The following is a 15,236-nucleotide window of genomic DNA, read 5'->3' as shown; positions in this document are numbered from 1 at the left end:
CCACCGTAGCGCCCGGCCCCCTGCGGCCGGACATCACGCGAGGGGCACAATGACCCGCTGTGACCACGCTCATCCACCACAGGATCGCTGACGAACTCGGCGTCGGTGCGCACCAGGTGAGCGCGGCCGTCGACCTGCTCGACGGTGGCGCGACCGTGCCCTTCATCGCCCGGTACCGCAAGGAGGCGACCGGCGCACTCGACGACGCGCAGCTGCGCACGCTCGAGGAGCGGCTCGGTTACCTGCGGGAGCTGGAGGAGCGCCGCGCGGCCGTCCTGGAGTCGATCGACAGCCAGGGCAAGCTCGACGACGCGTTGAAGGCGCAGATCCTCGCCGCCGACTCGAAGGCGCGCCTCGAGGACCTCTACCTGCCGTACAAGCCGAAGCGGCGCACCAAGGCGCAGATCGCGAAGGAGGCCGGCCTCGAACCGCTGGCCGACGCGCTGCTCGGCGACCCGAACCTGAACCCCCAGGAAGAAGCGGCGAAGTTCGTCGACCCGGCGAAGGAGGTCGCGGACGCCGCGGCCGCGCTGCAGGGCGCCCGCGCGATCCTGGTCGAGCGGTTCGGCGAGGACGGCGACCTGATCGGCGAGCTGCGCGAGCAGATGTGGACGCGCGGCCGGGTCGTGTCGAAGGTCCGTGAGGGCAAGGAGGAGGACGGGGCCAAGTTCTCCGACTACTTCGACTTCTCCGAGCCGTTCACCAAGCTGCCGTCGCACCGCATCCTGGCGCTGTTCCGCGGCGAGAAGGAGGAGGTCCTCGACCTCGTCCTGGAGCCGGAGGAGCCGAACGAGGACGGCCCGTCGACGTTCGAGGTCCGCATCGCGTCCCGGTTCGGCGTCGACGACCAGGGCCGGCCGGGCGACAAGTGGCTCACGGACACCGTCCGCTGGGCGTGGCGCACGCGCATCCTCGTGCATTTGGGCATCGACCTGCGCGGCCGGCTGCGTCAGTTCGCCGAGGACGAGGCCGTGAAGGTGTTCGCCTCGAACCTGCGCGACCTGCTGCTCGCCGCCCCGGCGGGCACGCGCGCCACGATGGGCCTGGACCCCGGCTTCCGCACCGGCGTGAAGGTCGCGATCGTCGACGCGACCGGCAAGGTCGTCGCGTTCGACACGATCTACCCGCACGTGCCCGCGAACCGCTGGGACGAGTCCATCGCGAAGCTCGCGGTGCTGGCGAAGAAGCACAACGTCGACCTGATCGCGATCGGCAACGGCACCGCGTCACGTGAGACGGACAAGCTCGCCGCCGACCTGATCAAGCGGCACGAGGACCTCAAGCTGACCAAGGTCGTCGTCTCCGAGGCCGGCGCGTCGGTGTACTCCGCGTCCGCCTACGCCTCGTCGGAACTGCCCGGCCTGGACGTGTCGATCCGCGGCGCGGTCTCGATCGCGCGCCGCCTGCAGGACCCGCTCGCCGAGCTGGTGAAGATCGACCCGAAGTCCATCGGCGTCGGCCAGTACCAGCACGACCTCTCGGAGGCCAAGCTGTCGCGTTCGCTCGACGCGGTGGTCGAGGACTGTGTGAACGCCGTCGGGGTCGACCTGAACACGGCGTCCGTGCCGCTGCTGACCCGCGTGTCCGGCATCTCGGCCGGTCTCGCGGAGAACATCGTGCTGCACCGCGACCAGAACGGCCCGTTCCGCACGCGGGACGCGCTGAAGAACGTGTCCCGCCTGGGCCCCAAGGCTTTCGAGCAGTGCGCGGGCTTCCTCCGCATCCGCGGCGGCGACGAGCCGCTCGACGCGTCCAGCGTGCACCCCGAGGCCTACCCCGTGGTGCGGCGGATGCAGGACTCGGCCGGTGCCGAGCTGATCGGCAATACCGCTGTTCTGACGAAGCTGCGGCCCGAGTCCTTTGTGGACGAGAAGTTCGGTCTGCCGACCGTGACGGACATCTTGAAGGAACTGGAGAAGCCCGGCCGCGACCCGCGTCCGGCGTTCAAGACCGCCACGTTCGCCGAGGGCGTCGAGAAGATCGCCGACCTCAGGCCGGGCATGGTGCTGGAGGGTGTCGTCACGAACGTCGCCGCGTTCGGCGCGTTCGTCGACATCGGCGTGCACCAGGACGGTCTCGTGCACATCTCCGCGCTGTCCAACAACTACGTGAAGGACCCGCGCGACGTCGTGAAGTCCGGTGACGTGGTGCGGGTGAAGGTGCTCGAGGTCGACGTGGCGCGCAAGCGCATCGGCCTCACGCTGCGGCTGCAGGACGAGCCCGGCAAGCCCAAGCCCCAGCAGGGCGGCGGTGGCCGGGATCGTGGCGGCAACCGTGGTGGCGGCGGTCGTCCGCAACGCCAGCAGCAGGATCGCCGCAACTCCCCACCCCCGGCGTCCGGCTCGATGGCCGACGCCCTCAGGCGCGCCGGCTTCGGCAAGTAGCTGACACCGTTAAGGCCACCTTTACTGCGTTCAGCGCAGTGAAGGTGGCCTTAACGGCACCTCATTACTTGGCGCGGGTGCCCTTCTGCTTCACCAGGTCGGACTCGAAGAGTTCCTCGACGGTGGTGAGGGAGCCCGGGGCGTTGAGGTCCGGCTTGGTGATGATCGACTGGGTGGTTGAGGGGCGGCCGACCAGCGAGAAGTGCAGCGGACCCGTCAGGCCCTTCATCTCCAGGCCGTTGGTGTCGTGGAACGCCTTCAGCACGCCGTCACGCGTGAGGTCGTTGTCCCGGCAGGCCTTCTCGAGCACCGCGGTGTAGGCCATCGCGACGGCGTAGCCGTGGTCGACGTACAGCGCGGGCTTCTCGCCGGGGTACTTCGACTGGAACGCGCTCGCCACTTCCTTCGGCCCGTTCTGGCCGTTGGTGTACGGCGCCACCGACGTCACGACGGACACCTGCTTGGCGACGGCGGGCGCGACGGGCGACTGCATGAGGGCCGGGTCGAAGCCGACCACGTTGACCATGAACGGCACCTCCCACTTCAGCGCCGCGGCGACACCGACCGCGATCGCCGTCTGCTGCGGGTTGGTGCTCAGCATGACGGCCTTGGCGCCGGCCGCCTTCAGCGCGCCGATCTGCTGGGTGAGGTCCGCCGTCGTCTCGCCGATCTTCTGCTCGGAGACCTTCATGTTCCAGGCGTTCGCCGCGAACTGGGTGCCCTCCAGGGCGTTTCCGCCGTAGCTGCCGTCGATGTAGACGTGCCCGATGGTGTCGCCTTCCTTGATGACACCCTGGCGCTTGTAGTAGTCGATGCCGTTGATGATGTCGAGGTCGTACGTCGTGCCGACGATCATCATCTGCGGGTTGCCGAGCAGCGACGCGGCCCACGAGGCGGGCACGGTCAGCACGCGCGTCTGCATCAGGTCGGGCTCGATCGCGGCCGTCATCGGCGCGCCCGCGAGCTCCATCAGACCGAGGATCTCCGGCTCCAGCTCGAAGTAGCCGTCGAGCGCCTTCTGCACGTCGAAGGCGTGGTCCTTGAGCTTCAGCTCGACCTTGCGGCCGCAGATGCCGCCGCGCTCGTTGAGCTGGCTGAGGTAAAGCTCGTAGCCCTTGATCCGCAACAGCGCGGATCCCTTGAACGGACCGGTCATGTCCGTCAGCACGCCGAGCGAGATCGTGTCGGCGGTGACACCGGGTCCCGTCTTCACGTCCTGCTTGCTCGCCTGCTGATCCTTCGCACCACAGGCGGCCACGACGACCGTCAGGGCCAAGACAGCTGGCAGGACGACACGGCGGCGGAACGGCATGCAGACATCCTTGTCTTGATCAGCGACATACTAAGCGGTAGCTCAGTATTCGTTGAGTCATCATCAAACTCCTACTTATGTGGTACGGAACACAGAACCCAATGGTTCATGAGACTTCCGTACTAATAACGATTGTGCTAGCCGTATGGTCTCGAACGAATTGAGACGCTTGACGGCTAGACGGCCGGGTACTCAGGCGGTATGGCTGACGACGTGATCACTGTGCTGCACCGGCAGCACGAGGAAATCCGTACGTTGTTCGCAGAGGTCGAGAGCGCCGCAGGCGACGAACGCAAGGACGCGTGGTACCGCCTCGTCCGCTTGCTCTCGATCCACGAGACCGCCGAAGAGGAGATCGTCCACCCCGCCGTGAAGCGCGTGAACGGTGGAACGCCCATCGTGGACGCGCGCCTCGCCGAGGAGCGCCGCGCCAAGGAACTGCTGTCGACCATGGACGGCATCGGCCCGCAGGCCGAGGGGTTCGACACGCTGCTCGTGCAGCTGCGCGACGACGTGCTCGCCCACGCCGACCACGAGGAACAGGCCGAGTTCCCGTTGCTGCGCAAGGTGCACGGTCAGGAGCGCCTGGAGGCCATGGCGTCGGCCGTGCGCACCGCCGAGACGATCGCGCCGACCAGGCCGCACCCCGGCGTGGAGGGACCGATCGCGAACCTGCTGACCGGTCCGATGCTCGCCGTGGTGGACCGCGCGCGAGACATGATCCGCAAGGTAAGTGGATGAACAACCCAGCAAGATCTGGAATGGTGGACGCGTGAACTCGGACGCTGACGCCGTAGTGATCGGCGCGGGCCCCAACGGGCTCGTCGCCGCGAACCTGCTCGCCGACGCCGGCTGGGACGTCCTGGTGCTGGAGGCACAGGACGAGCCCGGCGGCGCGGTGCGCACGGCGGAGATCACCGCGCCGGGCTTCCGCAACGACCTCTACAGCGCGTTCTACCCACTGGGCCTCGGTTCTCCGGTCATCGACGTACTGAACCTGGACCTCGAGTGGTCGCACGCACCCGCCGTACTGGCACACGTCTTCCCCGACGACCGGGTCGCACTGCTGTCGCGCGACGCCGACGTGACCGCGAAGTCCGTCGGGTCGTTCGCGCACTCCGATGCGGAGGCGTGGCAGGAGGAGTTCGCCCGGTTCCAACGGGTTCGTTCGTCCATTTTGGACTCACTGCTGCGACCGTTCCCGCCGGTTCGCGGAGCCCTGTCGTTGTTACGAACCGCAGGACCCGGTGACGCGCTTCGACTGACCCGCATGCTGACGCTGCCGGTGCGCCGGCTCGGCGAGGAGCTCTTCGCCGGTGAGGGCGCCCGGATCCTGTTGGCGGGCAACACGATGCACACCGACCTCGGCCCCGACCAGGCGGGCGGTGCCGGTTTCGGCTGGCTGCTCGCGATGCTGGGCCAGGACGTCGGCAACCCGGTCCCGGCCGGCGGCGCCTCGTCGTTGACGTCAGCCCTGGTCCGGCGGTTGGAGGCGCGCGGCGGCCGGGTGGTGTGCGGCGCTCGCGTCACGTCCGTGCTGCACGCCCGCGGTGTCGCCGTGGGTGTGCGTGTCGGTTCGGAGTTGGTGCGTGCCCGTCGTGCTGTGCTCGCCGACGTGCCCGCTCCCAAGCTGTACCTGGATCTCGTGGGCGCTTCCTCGTTGCCTGACCGCTTGGTGGACGATCTGTCCCGGTTCCAGTACGACCACGCGACGATCAAGGTCGACTGGGCGTTGTCCGGCCCGATCCCGTGGACGAACCCGGAGGCCGCGGGTGCGGGCACGGTGCATCTGGGCGGCGACCTGAACGGCCTCGCCGCGACCGCGCACGAGCTCGCGTGCCAGAAGCTGCCGCGCACCCCGTTCCTGGTGATGGGCCAGATGACCACGTCGGACCCGTCGCGCTCGCCCGCGGGCACCGAGGCCGCGTGGGCGTACACGCACGTCCCGAACGGCGGCAAGTGGACCGACGACCGCCTGCGCCGCCGCGCCGACCGGGTCGAGCAGCTGATCGAGGAACGCGCGCCCGGTTTCCGTTCGCTGATCCTCGGCCGGCACATCGCCGGTCCCGCGCAGCTGGAAGAGGGCAACTCGTCGCTGGTCGAGGGCGCCATCAACGCTGGGACCGCCGCTATTCACCAGCAGCTGGTGTTCAGGCCCGTGCCCGGTCTCGGGCGCGCGGACACACCGTTCGATCGGCTTTACCTGGCCAATGCCTCGGCGTGGCCCGGCGGCGGGGTGCACGGTGCCGCCGGGGCGAACGCGGCTCGCGCGGCGTTGGCTCGCAACGGGCGGGCGGGTGAGGCCTACCGGATGCTGATCCAGGGCGCGCACCGCGCGATCTACTAGGCCGCCCTGCGCTTGCGCTCCTCGAGCTTCTTGCGCAGGTGATCCACGGTCAGCTCCAGCTCATAGGTCCGCAACGCGCTGTACCGCGGCGAGATCTTCAACCCCAGCCGCGCTCCGAGCCGATTCACGTCATCGGCCGCCCGCTCCAACCGTTTCAACGCCACCCGCCCTGAAGAAGCCCGCACCATGAGCAAGCAGTTCTCGGCCTCGGCGTTGTAGGCCCGCAGCATCAACATGCTCCAGTCCTCGACCAGCCCACCGCCCTGGCCGACCGACCCGTTGAAGGTGCACTCGCTGCCGCCCTCGACGGCCGCGCCCTCCTTGATCAGCTCGGCCATCTCGCGTTGCGCGAGATCCAGATGGGTCTGGTACTCCGACGAGGACGAGAGCGGGTGGTGATACCGGAACACGCCGGAACGCTGGACCTTCAGGGAATCCTCGAGCGGCGCGAGCTCCTCGCGCGCGTCGTCGATCTGGCGGCGGATGTGCAGCAACGCGGCGCGTTCGCGGGCGACCTCGCCTCGTTCGCCACCGAGTTTGGCCAGCATCGACTGCAGGCCGGTCGCGACCTTCTCGAGTTCGTCGATCCTCCGCTGCTTGCGCCCGAACATGCGGACCTCCCCGATGGTGCGACAGGCTCTCACTCTGTCCATCGCGGAAGCCGAGACGTGCTGTTATCCAAGCCGAGTGGACTTACACGAACGGATGAATTGAGGTTTAGGAAAGGGTCACGGACGCCACGAAGCGCATGAACTCCTCGGCGTCGGTCGCGTCTGCCGACTGCTGGAGCACGACCGTGGACGCGCCCGCGTCGGCGAGCTCCCGAACAAGATCGACAGACGTGGTCTCGGCGTACACGATGATCTCCTTGTCGGAGATCTCGCGGGTCCGCCGGACGATCTCGGGCGTGGCGATCGCGTCGAGGATCGTGCCGTCAGCACGTTCCACGCTGAGCCGCACCGACTTGGGACCACGCGCACCCACGAGGATCGGAGCCGGCGTCAGCGGCGGCCAGTCCAGGGCCACGTCGGAGAGCTGGACGTACCGGCCCGAAGTGGTCACGCGCTCTCCGCGCAACAAAGCACGCAGCGCGGTCACGTACTCGTCCAGGAGTGTCAGCGGCGAGGAGACGCGGGCGCCGACCTGGCCCATCCACTCCAGGACGCCGTGCCCGACACCGAGCACCACGCGGCCGGGGAACAGCCGGTGCAGCGTCGCGGCCTCCATCGCGGTCAGCGCGACGTTGCGCAGCGGCACGGGCAGCAGGCCGACGCCGACCCGCAACTTCGAAGACCAGGCGAGAGCGGCCGCCGCGGTGGCGATGCCGCTCTCCAGGAAACAGTCCTCCCACAGCCACAGCTGCTCCAGGCCCGCCTCCTCCGCCGCGGTCACCACGGCGCGCAGCCGTTCGGGTGGGAGCTGGGGCCGGAACACCGCGCCGATGGAAGTCACGTGGATCTTCCTACCGCTATGAAGGGAGCTTTCCAAGCGCTGGGCGCTTGGAAAGCTCCCCCCATAGCACTCAGCAGCCGCCGCAGTTGTAGTACGTGACGTCCCAGTGGTTCGACTCGCGGTAGTAGATGTTGCCCGAGTTCGACTTCCACTTGCTGCCGCCGATGGAGGCGAAGCGGCTGGTGATGTAGTTGGTGACGCAGGAGTTCAGCGAGAAGTCGACCTTGTAGCCGTTACGGTGGCTGTAGGTGCCCGCCGCGTGGCCGACCTCGGTGCCGCCGGTGATGTTCACCGCGCAGCCGCTGGCGCGCTTGAACGTGATCGCGCCCTGCACGGTGGTCAGGTTGATGTTGGTGAACGACGTGCAGGTGCGGTTGTTCCAGTCGGAACACCCGCCGCTGGACGACCACGTGATGCCGGCGGCGCGGAACCGCGCGGCGGCGTCGGCGTGGGTGAGCTTCGTCGGTGCCGCGGAGGCCACCGAGGTGCCGAGCACGAGCGCGGTCGCCGCAAGGACCAGCGCGGACAGTGCGCGAGCGAACATGTCCTCTCCTTCACTACAGGGTGCGGCAAACCTAGGTATGAGCGGTAAAGGACCGCCTAAATCGACCTTTGGCCGATCTTTGGCGCCTCCCGGAACAGTCCCCGGCGGCATCAACGTTTGAACGAGCGGAGAGAACGATGCGCATTCGCCAAGCCGCCGCGGTGGCCGCGCTGTCGGTCGGGCTGCTGTCAGGGTTCGCCACGTCGGCTTACGCGTCGCCGGAGGGCGTGCAGGAGCCCGACACCACGATCCAGCAGGTTGACGCGTCCGCCGCGAGCTACGGCGGGGTCATCTCGCGGTCGGAGGTCATCGCACGCGCCAAGAACTGGTGGGACCGCAGGGTTCCGTACAGCCAGACCGCGTACGCGTGGGACGTCAACCACGGCAAGCAGTACCGCACGGACTGCTCGGGCTTCGTCTCCATGGCGTGGAAGCTCACCACGAGCCGCACCACGTCCACTTTGGACGAGGTCTCCACCCGCATCTCCTGGGGTGCGCTGCAGCCCGGTGACATGATCCTGCGCAACGGTCACGTGAAGCTGTTCGAGAAGTGGGCGAACAGCGCGCACACCAGCGTATGGATCTACGAGGAGGGCAGCACCGCGACCGACATGGACCACGAGACCGTGTCGATCGCGACGCTGAGGAACGGCGGCTTCCTGCCCTGGAAGTACCGCAACATCAGGTAGTCCTGACCAGGCCCCATCTCGTCGCCCACTGGGGCACCTCCCCCGACTCTCTGGTGCCCAGCTGAGCGAAGAGCAGTGCGGCCTCATCCCAGCAGCGGTCCGCGCCCGCCACATCCCCCCGGCAGGCGTGGACCGCACCCATGTCCCGCAGGGTTCTGGCCCGCCACAACGACATCCCGAGCGCGTTCCACTCCTCCAGCGCGGTCCGCAGCATCACCATCGCGCCCGCCAGATCGCCACCGGCGAGACGCAGCTCCCCGATCGTCCGCCGCACCAGCGCCACGCCGAACCGGTCCCCCACCTCGCGGCAGCCGTCGAGAGCCTGGTCCAGCAGTGGCTCGGCCTTTCCGAAGAAGCCCTGCCGCAGCAACACCTTCGCCCACGCCTGAGCGGTGTAGCAGGTGAGCAGCTCGTCGCGGGTGCCTGCCACCATCTCGTGGGCACGCTCGCAGTGCTCGGCCGCCAGGTCCCACTCGTCCCGCGCCCGGTGCACCAGCCCGATCCCCCGCGCGGCCAGCGCCTCGCCACGTCTGGACCGCGATGCCCGGTAGGCCGCCTCCGACTGCAGCAGCGACTCGACCGCCTGGTCGTCGAGGCCCAGTTCCCGTTGCGCGGAGCCGATTCCGTACCACGCGTGCGCGGCGCCCTCCGCCCAGTCCAGCCCGGTCAGCAGGTCCCGCGCTCGTCCCAGCGCCGCCAGCGCGAGGTCATACCGGCCGAGATCACGGCTGACCATGCCGCTGCCGTTCAACGCGACGGCCTCACCGCGCTGGTCGTCCAGCGCCACGAAGAGCGTGCGCGCGGCGTCGAAACCCCGTTGTGCCTCGACGAGGTTGTCCCGCTTGTACTGCATCTGACCCGCGCTGCACCGCAGCACGGCCTCCAGCCGCAGGTCGTGCACCCGTTGTGCGGCCGCCAAAGCGGCCGTGTGTGTTCGTTCCCAGGCCTCATAACGGTTTCTCAGCCCGAACCAAGCGAAGACCAGCGCCTCGGCGAGCTGCGACGCGAGCTCGGCGAGGTCCAGCTCGGCCGCTCGTTCGACGATCCGGACCAGCAACTGCTCCTCGCGGGCGAACCAAGCGTCGCGGTCCGCGGGCGGAGCGGTCGGCACGAGCCCGACCGGATCCTGCATCCGTGGCACCATCAGGAACAGTTGCTCGGTCAGTCCATCCACAGTGGACAACGTGGCGAGCACCGCCCTGCGGACGAAGTTGAGCCGTTCCGCTTCGGGTTCCTCCCGCTCGGCCAGCTCACGGGCGTGCAGGCGCACCAGCTCGTGCATCCGGTAGCGCGCGCTGCCCGTGACGTCGAGCAGCCGCGCGTCGACGAGCCGGTCGAGCACGTCCTCGTCGAGCAGCGGCGCCCAGAGGTGGCTGGGCAGCTCGGGCAGTCCGAGGAACCCGAACATGCGGTAGGCGTGCCGGCTCTGGTCGTCCAGCGCGCGGTAGGTCAACTCCAGGCTGCTGCGTACTGCCAGGTCATCGGCGACGAGCTCGTCGAGCCGGCCGCGCTCGTCGGAGAGCCGGCTGACCAGCTTGGACACCGGCCAGTGCGCACGTCCGGCCAGCCGCGCGCCGGTGATCCGCACGGCCAACGGCAGGTATCCGCACAGCCGCGCGACCTCGGCGGCCGCGTCCGGCTCGGCGGAAACCCTTTCGTCGCCCAGGATCCGGGCCAGCAGCGTCACGGCCTCGCCAGAGGTGAGGACGTCGATCGGCAGCCGGCGCACGCCTTCCAGCCCGCACAGGCGGCTGCGGCTGGTGATCAGCGTGAGGCAGCCGGGGCTGCCCGGCAGCAGCGAGCGCACCTGCGACACGCTCGTCACGCCGTCGAGCACGATCACCAGGCGCCGCCCGGACGTCTGCGCCCGCCACAGTGCCGCGCGCTCCTCGTGCGACTCGGGAATCCGCTCGCTCGGCACGTCCATCGCGCGCAGCAACGCGTCCAGCGCGCCGGCCGGTGAGTGCAGGTCCACGAACAGCTGGCCGTCGGGGAACCGGTCGGCGAGCCGGTGCGCGGCATGGACGGCCAGTGCGGTCTTGCCGACCCCGGCCGGTCCTTCGATCCACCACACGCTGCCGCCGCTGGACTCCAGCAGCCGGGCCAGCTCGTCGGACCGACCGGTGAAGTCGCCGGGATCGCGCGGCAGGTAGTTGCGCCGGATGTCGGTCGCGCCGTCGAGCACGACGCGGTAGAGCTGCTGCAGCTCGGCGCCGGGTTCCACACCCAGCTCGTCGACCAGCGTTCTGCGCGCCTCACGGAACACGCGCATCGCGTCGGCCCGTCGGCCGCTACGTGCGAGCGCGGTCATCAGCTGACCGCGCAGCTTTTCGGACAGCGGGTGGTCGGCGACGTACGAGCTGACCGCGTCGAGCACCTCGGCGTGCCTGCCGAGCGAGAGCTCGGCGTCGACCCACGCCTCGATCGCGGCGAGCCGCTGCACCTCCAGCGTCTGCGCGTGCACGAGCGGAGCGCCCCGCCACAGCGCGAGCGCCTTCTTCAGCCGGTCACTGCGCACGGCCGGGTCGGGCGACTCCGCTGCCTCTGCCACGAGAGCGCGGAAGACGTGCAGGTCGACGGTGGCCGGGTCGGCGGCGAGGACGTACCCCGACGCGCGGTGCTCGACCGGGAGACCGGTGCGGCGCAGGCACGAGATGTGCACCTGAAGGGACTTGCGGGCCTGCGGTGGTGGCTCCTCACCCCAGATGAGGTCGATGAGCCGTTCGACCGGCACGATCCGCCCGCACTCGGTTGCCAGCACGGCTAGTATCTGCGCGGGCTTGGGCGGTAAAGCCGGTTCAACCGGTCCGAGGATCCTGACCTCCACCGCGACCCCCTCCAGTGTTGAAGATTCACCAACTGTCACGCGGCGTTGTCAGAGTTTGACCGCATCCGGGTGACGTCGGTTCCACTTCCAGATGAAGGCCACTCGAATGGCGGCAAACAGTTACAGCGATTGCCGCAAACGGTCGAACTCGGCGGCCAATGCGGGCAACTGATAGTGGGCGTTCAGCCCACTTGGATTGGGCAGCAGCCACACCCTGGCCGGACCGATCGGCTCATCCTGCGGCCCGACCTGCGCCTTCTTCCGCCCGAACGCCGTGCGGTACGCCGTGACGCCCACGATCGCGACCACGTTCGGTTCGTACTTCACGACCCGCTCAGTCAATTCCACACCGCCCTGCCGCAGCTCGTCGGCCGTGAGTTCGTCGGCGCGGGCGGACGGGCGCGCGACGATGTTCGTGATGCCGAGCCCGAGGCCGAGCAGTTCGTCCTGTTCGGACGGGTGGAACTGACGCGGCGTGAACCCGCCCAGGTGCAGCGCGGGCCAGAACCGGTTGCCCGGCCGGGCGAAGTGGTGACCGGTCTTCTCGCTGAACAGGCCGGGATTGATGCCGCAGAACAGAACGTCCAGTCCGGGCGCGATGACGTCGGGAATCACGCCCTCAGCTTAGGAAGCCGCCTTCACTCGCGGTTGCCACGCCGTGTACCCGGCCTCCTCGGCCTCCTCCACGGACCCGAAGAACTCGTCGCCCTTCATCCGCTGGTAATAGGGCGACTCGGGCGTGTGGTAGATCATCTTCCGGGAGTTGGCCTTGATGAACGGCGGCTGCTCGAAGATCTCCAATACCTGCACGGGTTCCGGCCGCTTGAGCTTCGGCCGCAGGGCCAGCCACGTGAGCAGCACGCCGAAGACGAACGACCCGGCGCAGTAGACGAAAACCTGGGCGAACACCAACAAGTCGAAGCTCCTAGCGAACGAGGACGTCGACCTGGTCGGTCGCGTCCGCGGGTTCGACGTCGACCGTCGTCTCGACCAGCGCGGGCGACACGCCCTGCGCCACGAGGACGTCGCGCACCTGTGCGGCGCGAGCCTTGGCGACGTCGAGCTGGGGTGCGTGGGCGACGAGCGTGACCGTGGCCCGCGGCGCCACCCGCAACAGCCGGCCCACGCGTTCGGCCAGCGCGGGATCCCACGGCTGGAACGTGATGCCGTCGCCGATCATGCGCTGGACCGAGTCGTTGAGCGCGCGCACGTCGAGGTCGCCGGTGGGCCCCGGCCCGACGGTGAAGTCCTCGTCGACGCGCAACGCCCCGGCGACCGCGCGCAGGGCGTCGCTGAGCATGCCGGCGCGCGCCGCGTCGGCGACCCGTGCGGACGCGGTCAGCCGGCCCTCGTGGACGACACCGGTGAAGTCGTGCACGCCGTTGTCCAGGACGGTTCCGACGAACGTGCCGACATGGCTCGCCGCCACGGGCAACGACGCCCCCGGCCGGATCACGTCGGTGATCCGGAGCCTGGGCGCGCGGAACCGCACGGCGTCGACGACCAGCAGATGTTCGTCGTCGGTCGCGGTACCCGCGAGCACGACCTCGTCCCCGCGGACCACGAACACGACCTGGCCGTCGCGCCGCTGTTCGGAGTGCGCCGGACGTTCACCGGCGCGCAGGACGACGACCGTCCCGGCGATCAGGAGCGGCACGAGGATCGCACCGAGCCAGATCCGGTGTGGTAACTGCACTCGCCTGGCCTACCCGATGTCGCCAGGCGAGTTCCAGCTAGTTCACCCGATGGTGTTCACCTGGACCGGTACTCCGTTCGCGGTGAGCTTCCAGTCCTTCGTGTGGAAGGCCGTGGGATCGATCTCGCCCTTCTCCTTCACCCAGTCGATCAACAGCTGCCGGATCTCCTGCTGCGCGTTGTGCAACACCGGCGCCTTCGCGACGTGCGGGAACGCACCGCCACCCGACTGCCGGTAGTTGTTGACGGCGACGGCGAACTCCATGGTGCCGACGGGTACACCGCCGTAGCTGAGGTTCGTGATCCGCTGCCCCACGGGCTTCGCGATGTCGATGTCGTAGGTGAGCGGCTTGTCGAGCCCGGCCGCGACGTCGAAGTTGTAGTCCGGCACGCCGTTGCTCAGCTGGTCCGGCGTGAACGGGCCGGGGCCGCTGACCTGCTTGAAGTACTCGGCGCTCTTCTCCAGGAAGTCCTTGAGCTGCCCACCGGTCAGCTTCACGCCCAGCAGGTAGTTGTCGAAGATGTACAGCCCGGCGACGTCCCGGATGCTCACGTCACCGGCCGGGATCGCGGCGGCCCGGTTGAACGGCGCGCAGAGCGACAGCACCGGCAGCGTCGTGGACTTCTTGATCTCGCTTGCCTGGACGTAGTTGATGAAGTCGAGCGCGGCCGTGTCCTCGAACCGCGCCGTGGCCGCCGACATCGCCTGCTTGCAGGTGCCGACCTTCGCGTTGACGTACTCGACGACCTTGTCGTGGTTGGCCTTCAGCTGCTTGGCGATCTTCGGGTCTTCGGGCGCGGTGTTCGAGTTGAGCACCTGGCTCTGTGCCTTCTGGAGTTTCCAGCCCCGGTCGTAGTGAAGCTCGAACTCCATCAGGCTCAGCCGCTTGCCCCAGAACAGCGGTTCGGTGAGCAGGACCTGCTTGCCGGTGGCCTTGTTCGTCACGTACCGCTGCGGGATCTCGACGTGTGCGTGGCCCACGAGGATCGCGTCGATGCCGGGGACCTCCTCGGCCAGCAGAGCCGAGCAGTTCTCCGGGAACGGGACCTGGTCGCCCAGCGAGCTCGACAAGTCCGCGCCTGAGTGCGCCGCGACGATGACCACGTCCGCGCGCTTGCGTGCCTCCGGGACCCAGATCTTGGCCTGTTCGATGAGGCCGGGGAACGTCATCTTGCCCTCGACGTTCGCCTTGTCCCAGATCGCGATGCCGGGGTTCGTAAGTCCCACGATCGCGACCTTGAGCGGTGGGCCGCCGGTTCGCCAGATCGTCTTGATGACGTATGGCCGGAAGGCGGGCCTGCCTTGGGGGTCCAGGGCGTTCGCCGCCAGGAGCGGGAAGTCGAGTTGGCGCTCCCACGTGCGGAGGATCGGGATGCCGTAGTTGAACTCGTGGTTGCCCACCGCTGCGGCCGTGTAGCCGATGGCGTTCATGGCCTTGGCCATGGGGTGGAGCTTGGTCTTCGTGATCGGCTCTACTTTGGCGTAGTAGTAAGACAGTGGGGTGCCCTGGATCGTGTCGCCCGCGTCGATCAGCAGGGTCGTGTGCCTGCCTCGCTGTTCGCGGACGGCGTTGACCAGCGTGGAGATCTTCGCCAGGCCGATGTCGTTGTGGCCGGCGTCGTCGAACTCCCGGTTCGCGTAGTAGTCCCAGTTGAACACGTTGCCGTGCAGGTCTGTCGTGCCCAGGACGGTCAACGTGAACTTCCTGCGCACGTTCTCGTCCTTCGCCTCGGCACTCGCGGTCGGCTGGAGGCCTGCGGTGGTGAGGATGGCGGCGGCTCCGGCCAGCACTGTTCTCCTACTGGTCATGGCCGGGACACTAACTGCTCACACTTGACAGTTGTCTGTTTGCTTTGGACGCGGCTGCGCCGCGACACGTTGGCATTTTCGCGCACGCCCGGCGCTAGGGCGCCGGTCGTGCGCGAAAATGCCAACGTACCGATACGGTGGTTGGCTTTTGTGGTGGGTCCCGATCCTGTCCAGAC

General features: G+C 68.5%; 13 protein-coding genes. 4 read left to right on the top strand and 9 right to left on the bottom strand.

Annotation, left to right across the window (positions count from 1 at the left end; translation table 11 throughout):
* Window positions 1-59: 59 nt before the first annotated feature.
* A complete protein-coding gene (locus QSK35_RS27380) occupies window positions 60-2,384 on the top strand; it encodes a Tex family protein (protein ID WP_285750399.1) in 2,325 nt (774 codons plus the stop codon).
* A 64-nt stretch (window positions 2,385-2,448) separates the two neighbouring features.
* On the opposite strand, the gene QSK35_RS27375 is transcribed toward QSK35_RS27380, so the two are convergent.
* The gene (locus QSK35_RS27375; RefSeq protein ID WP_285750398.1) at window positions 2,449-3,696 is read right to left on the bottom strand and encodes an ABC transporter substrate-binding protein; all 1,248 of its coding nucleotides are present in this window, start codon (window positions 3,694-3,696) and stop codon (window positions 2,449-2,451) included.
* A 201-nt stretch (window positions 3,697-3,897) separates the two neighbouring features.
* Between QSK35_RS27375 and QSK35_RS27370 the strand changes: the two genes are divergently transcribed.
* Together QSK35_RS27370 and QSK35_RS27365 are read left to right on the top strand one after the other, a co-directional pair.
* Window positions 3,898-4,437, top strand: a complete 540-nt coding sequence (locus QSK35_RS27370; RefSeq protein ID WP_285750397.1) for a hemerythrin domain-containing protein — start codon at window positions 3,898-3,900, stop codon at window positions 4,435-4,437.
* A gap of 31 nt (window positions 4,438-4,468) precedes the next feature.
* Complete coding sequence (locus QSK35_RS27365; protein ID WP_285750396.1) at window positions 4,469-6,043, top strand: phytoene desaturase family protein; 1,575 nt, start codon at window positions 4,469-4,471, stop codon at window positions 6,041-6,043.
* On the opposite strand, the gene QSK35_RS27360 is transcribed toward QSK35_RS27365, so the two are convergent.
* From QSK35_RS27360 to QSK35_RS27350, 3 genes are all read right to left on the bottom strand, one after another.
* Window positions 6,040-6,654 (bottom strand): SNIPE associated domain-containing protein, encoded by a 615-nt coding sequence (locus QSK35_RS27360; protein ID WP_285750395.1) that lies wholly within the window; start codon window positions 6,652-6,654, stop codon window positions 6,040-6,042. The two genes, QSK35_RS27365 and QSK35_RS27360, sit on opposite strands and share 4 nt — an antisense overlap.
* A 106-nt stretch (window positions 6,655-6,760) precedes the next feature.
* On the bottom strand, window positions 6,761-7,495 hold the full coding sequence (locus QSK35_RS27355; RefSeq protein WP_285750394.1) for an LLM class flavin-dependent oxidoreductase: 735 nt from the start codon (window positions 7,493-7,495) through the stop codon (window positions 6,761-6,763).
* A gap of 70 nt (window positions 7,496-7,565) precedes the next feature.
* Window positions 7,566-8,039: a hypothetical protein gene (locus tag QSK35_RS27350; RefSeq protein ID WP_285750393.1), complete on the bottom strand. Its 474-nt coding sequence runs from the start codon at window positions 8,037-8,039 to the stop codon at window positions 7,566-7,568.
* Window positions 8,040-8,176: 137 nt separating this feature from the next.
* Here QSK35_RS27350 and QSK35_RS27345 point away from each other — a divergent pair, with 137 nt between their 5' ends.
* Window positions 8,177-8,728, top strand: a complete 552-nt coding sequence (locus QSK35_RS27345; protein WP_285750392.1) for an NlpC/P60 family protein — start codon at window positions 8,177-8,179, stop codon at window positions 8,726-8,728.
* Here the strand turns inward: QSK35_RS27345 and QSK35_RS27340 are convergent.
* From QSK35_RS27340 to QSK35_RS27320, 5 genes are all read right to left on the bottom strand, one after another.
* Complete coding sequence (locus QSK35_RS27340) at window positions 8,721-11,555, bottom strand: AfsR/SARP family transcriptional regulator (protein ID WP_285750391.1); 2,835 nt, start codon at window positions 11,553-11,555, stop codon at window positions 8,721-8,723. The two genes, QSK35_RS27345 and QSK35_RS27340, sit on opposite strands and share 8 nt — an antisense overlap.
* Before the next feature lie 120 nt (window positions 11,556-11,675).
* Window positions 11,676-12,170 (bottom strand): G/U mismatch-specific DNA glycosylase, encoded by a 495-nt coding sequence (gene mug, locus QSK35_RS27335; protein ID WP_285750390.1) that lies wholly within the window; start codon window positions 12,168-12,170, stop codon window positions 11,676-11,678.
* Window positions 12,171-12,179: 9 nt separating this feature from the next.
* Complete coding sequence (locus tag QSK35_RS27330) at window positions 12,180-12,464, bottom strand: sunset domain-containing protein (protein ID WP_502881726.1); 285 nt, start codon at window positions 12,462-12,464, stop codon at window positions 12,180-12,182.
* A gap of 16 nt (window positions 12,465-12,480) precedes the next feature.
* Window positions 12,481-13,251 (bottom strand): hypothetical protein, encoded by a 771-nt coding sequence (locus QSK35_RS27325; RefSeq protein ID WP_285750388.1) that lies wholly within the window; start codon window positions 13,249-13,251, stop codon window positions 12,481-12,483.
* Window positions 13,252-13,293: 42 nt separating this feature from the next.
* Window positions 13,294-15,060 carry a bifunctional metallophosphatase/5'-nucleotidase gene (locus QSK35_RS27320; RefSeq protein ID WP_285750387.1) on the bottom strand — a complete coding sequence of 589 codons (1,767 nt, stop codon included), beginning with the start codon at window positions 15,058-15,060 and terminating at the stop codon, window positions 13,294-13,296.
* Window positions 15,061-15,236 lie beyond the last annotated feature (176 nt).

The organism is Lentzea sp. NBRC 105346, from assembly GCF_030269605.1.
GTDB lineage: Bacteria > Actinomycetota > Actinomycetes > Mycobacteriales > Pseudonocardiaceae > Lentzea.
Note: the sequence above shows the minus strand (reverse complement) of the source record. Positions and strands in the feature narration are given on the sequence as shown.

Excerpts from the sequence above, each read along its gene's own strand:
- QSK35_RS27375 (WP_285750398.1), bottom strand. The coding sequence starts at position 3,696 with ATGCCGTTCCGCCGCCGTGTCGTCCTGCCAGCTGTCTTGGCCCTGACG.
- QSK35_RS27370 (WP_285750397.1), top strand. The coding sequence starts at position 3,898 with ATGGCTGACGACGTGATCACTGTGCTGCACCGGCAGCACGAGGAAATC.
- QSK35_RS27360 (WP_285750395.1), bottom strand. The coding sequence starts at position 6,654 with ATGTTCGGGCGCAAGCAGCGGAGGATCGACGAACTCGAGAAGGTCGCG.
- QSK35_RS27350 (WP_285750393.1), bottom strand. The coding sequence starts at position 8,039 with ATGTTCGCTCGCGCACTGTCCGCGCTGGTCCTTGCGGCGACCGCGCTC.
- QSK35_RS27345 (WP_285750392.1), top strand. The coding sequence starts at position 8,177 with ATGCGCATTCGCCAAGCCGCCGCGGTGGCCGCGCTGTCGGTCGGGCTG.
- QSK35_RS27320 (WP_285750387.1), bottom strand. The coding sequence starts at position 15,060 with ATGACCAGTAGGAGAACAGTGCTGGCCGGAGCCGCCGCCATCCTCACC.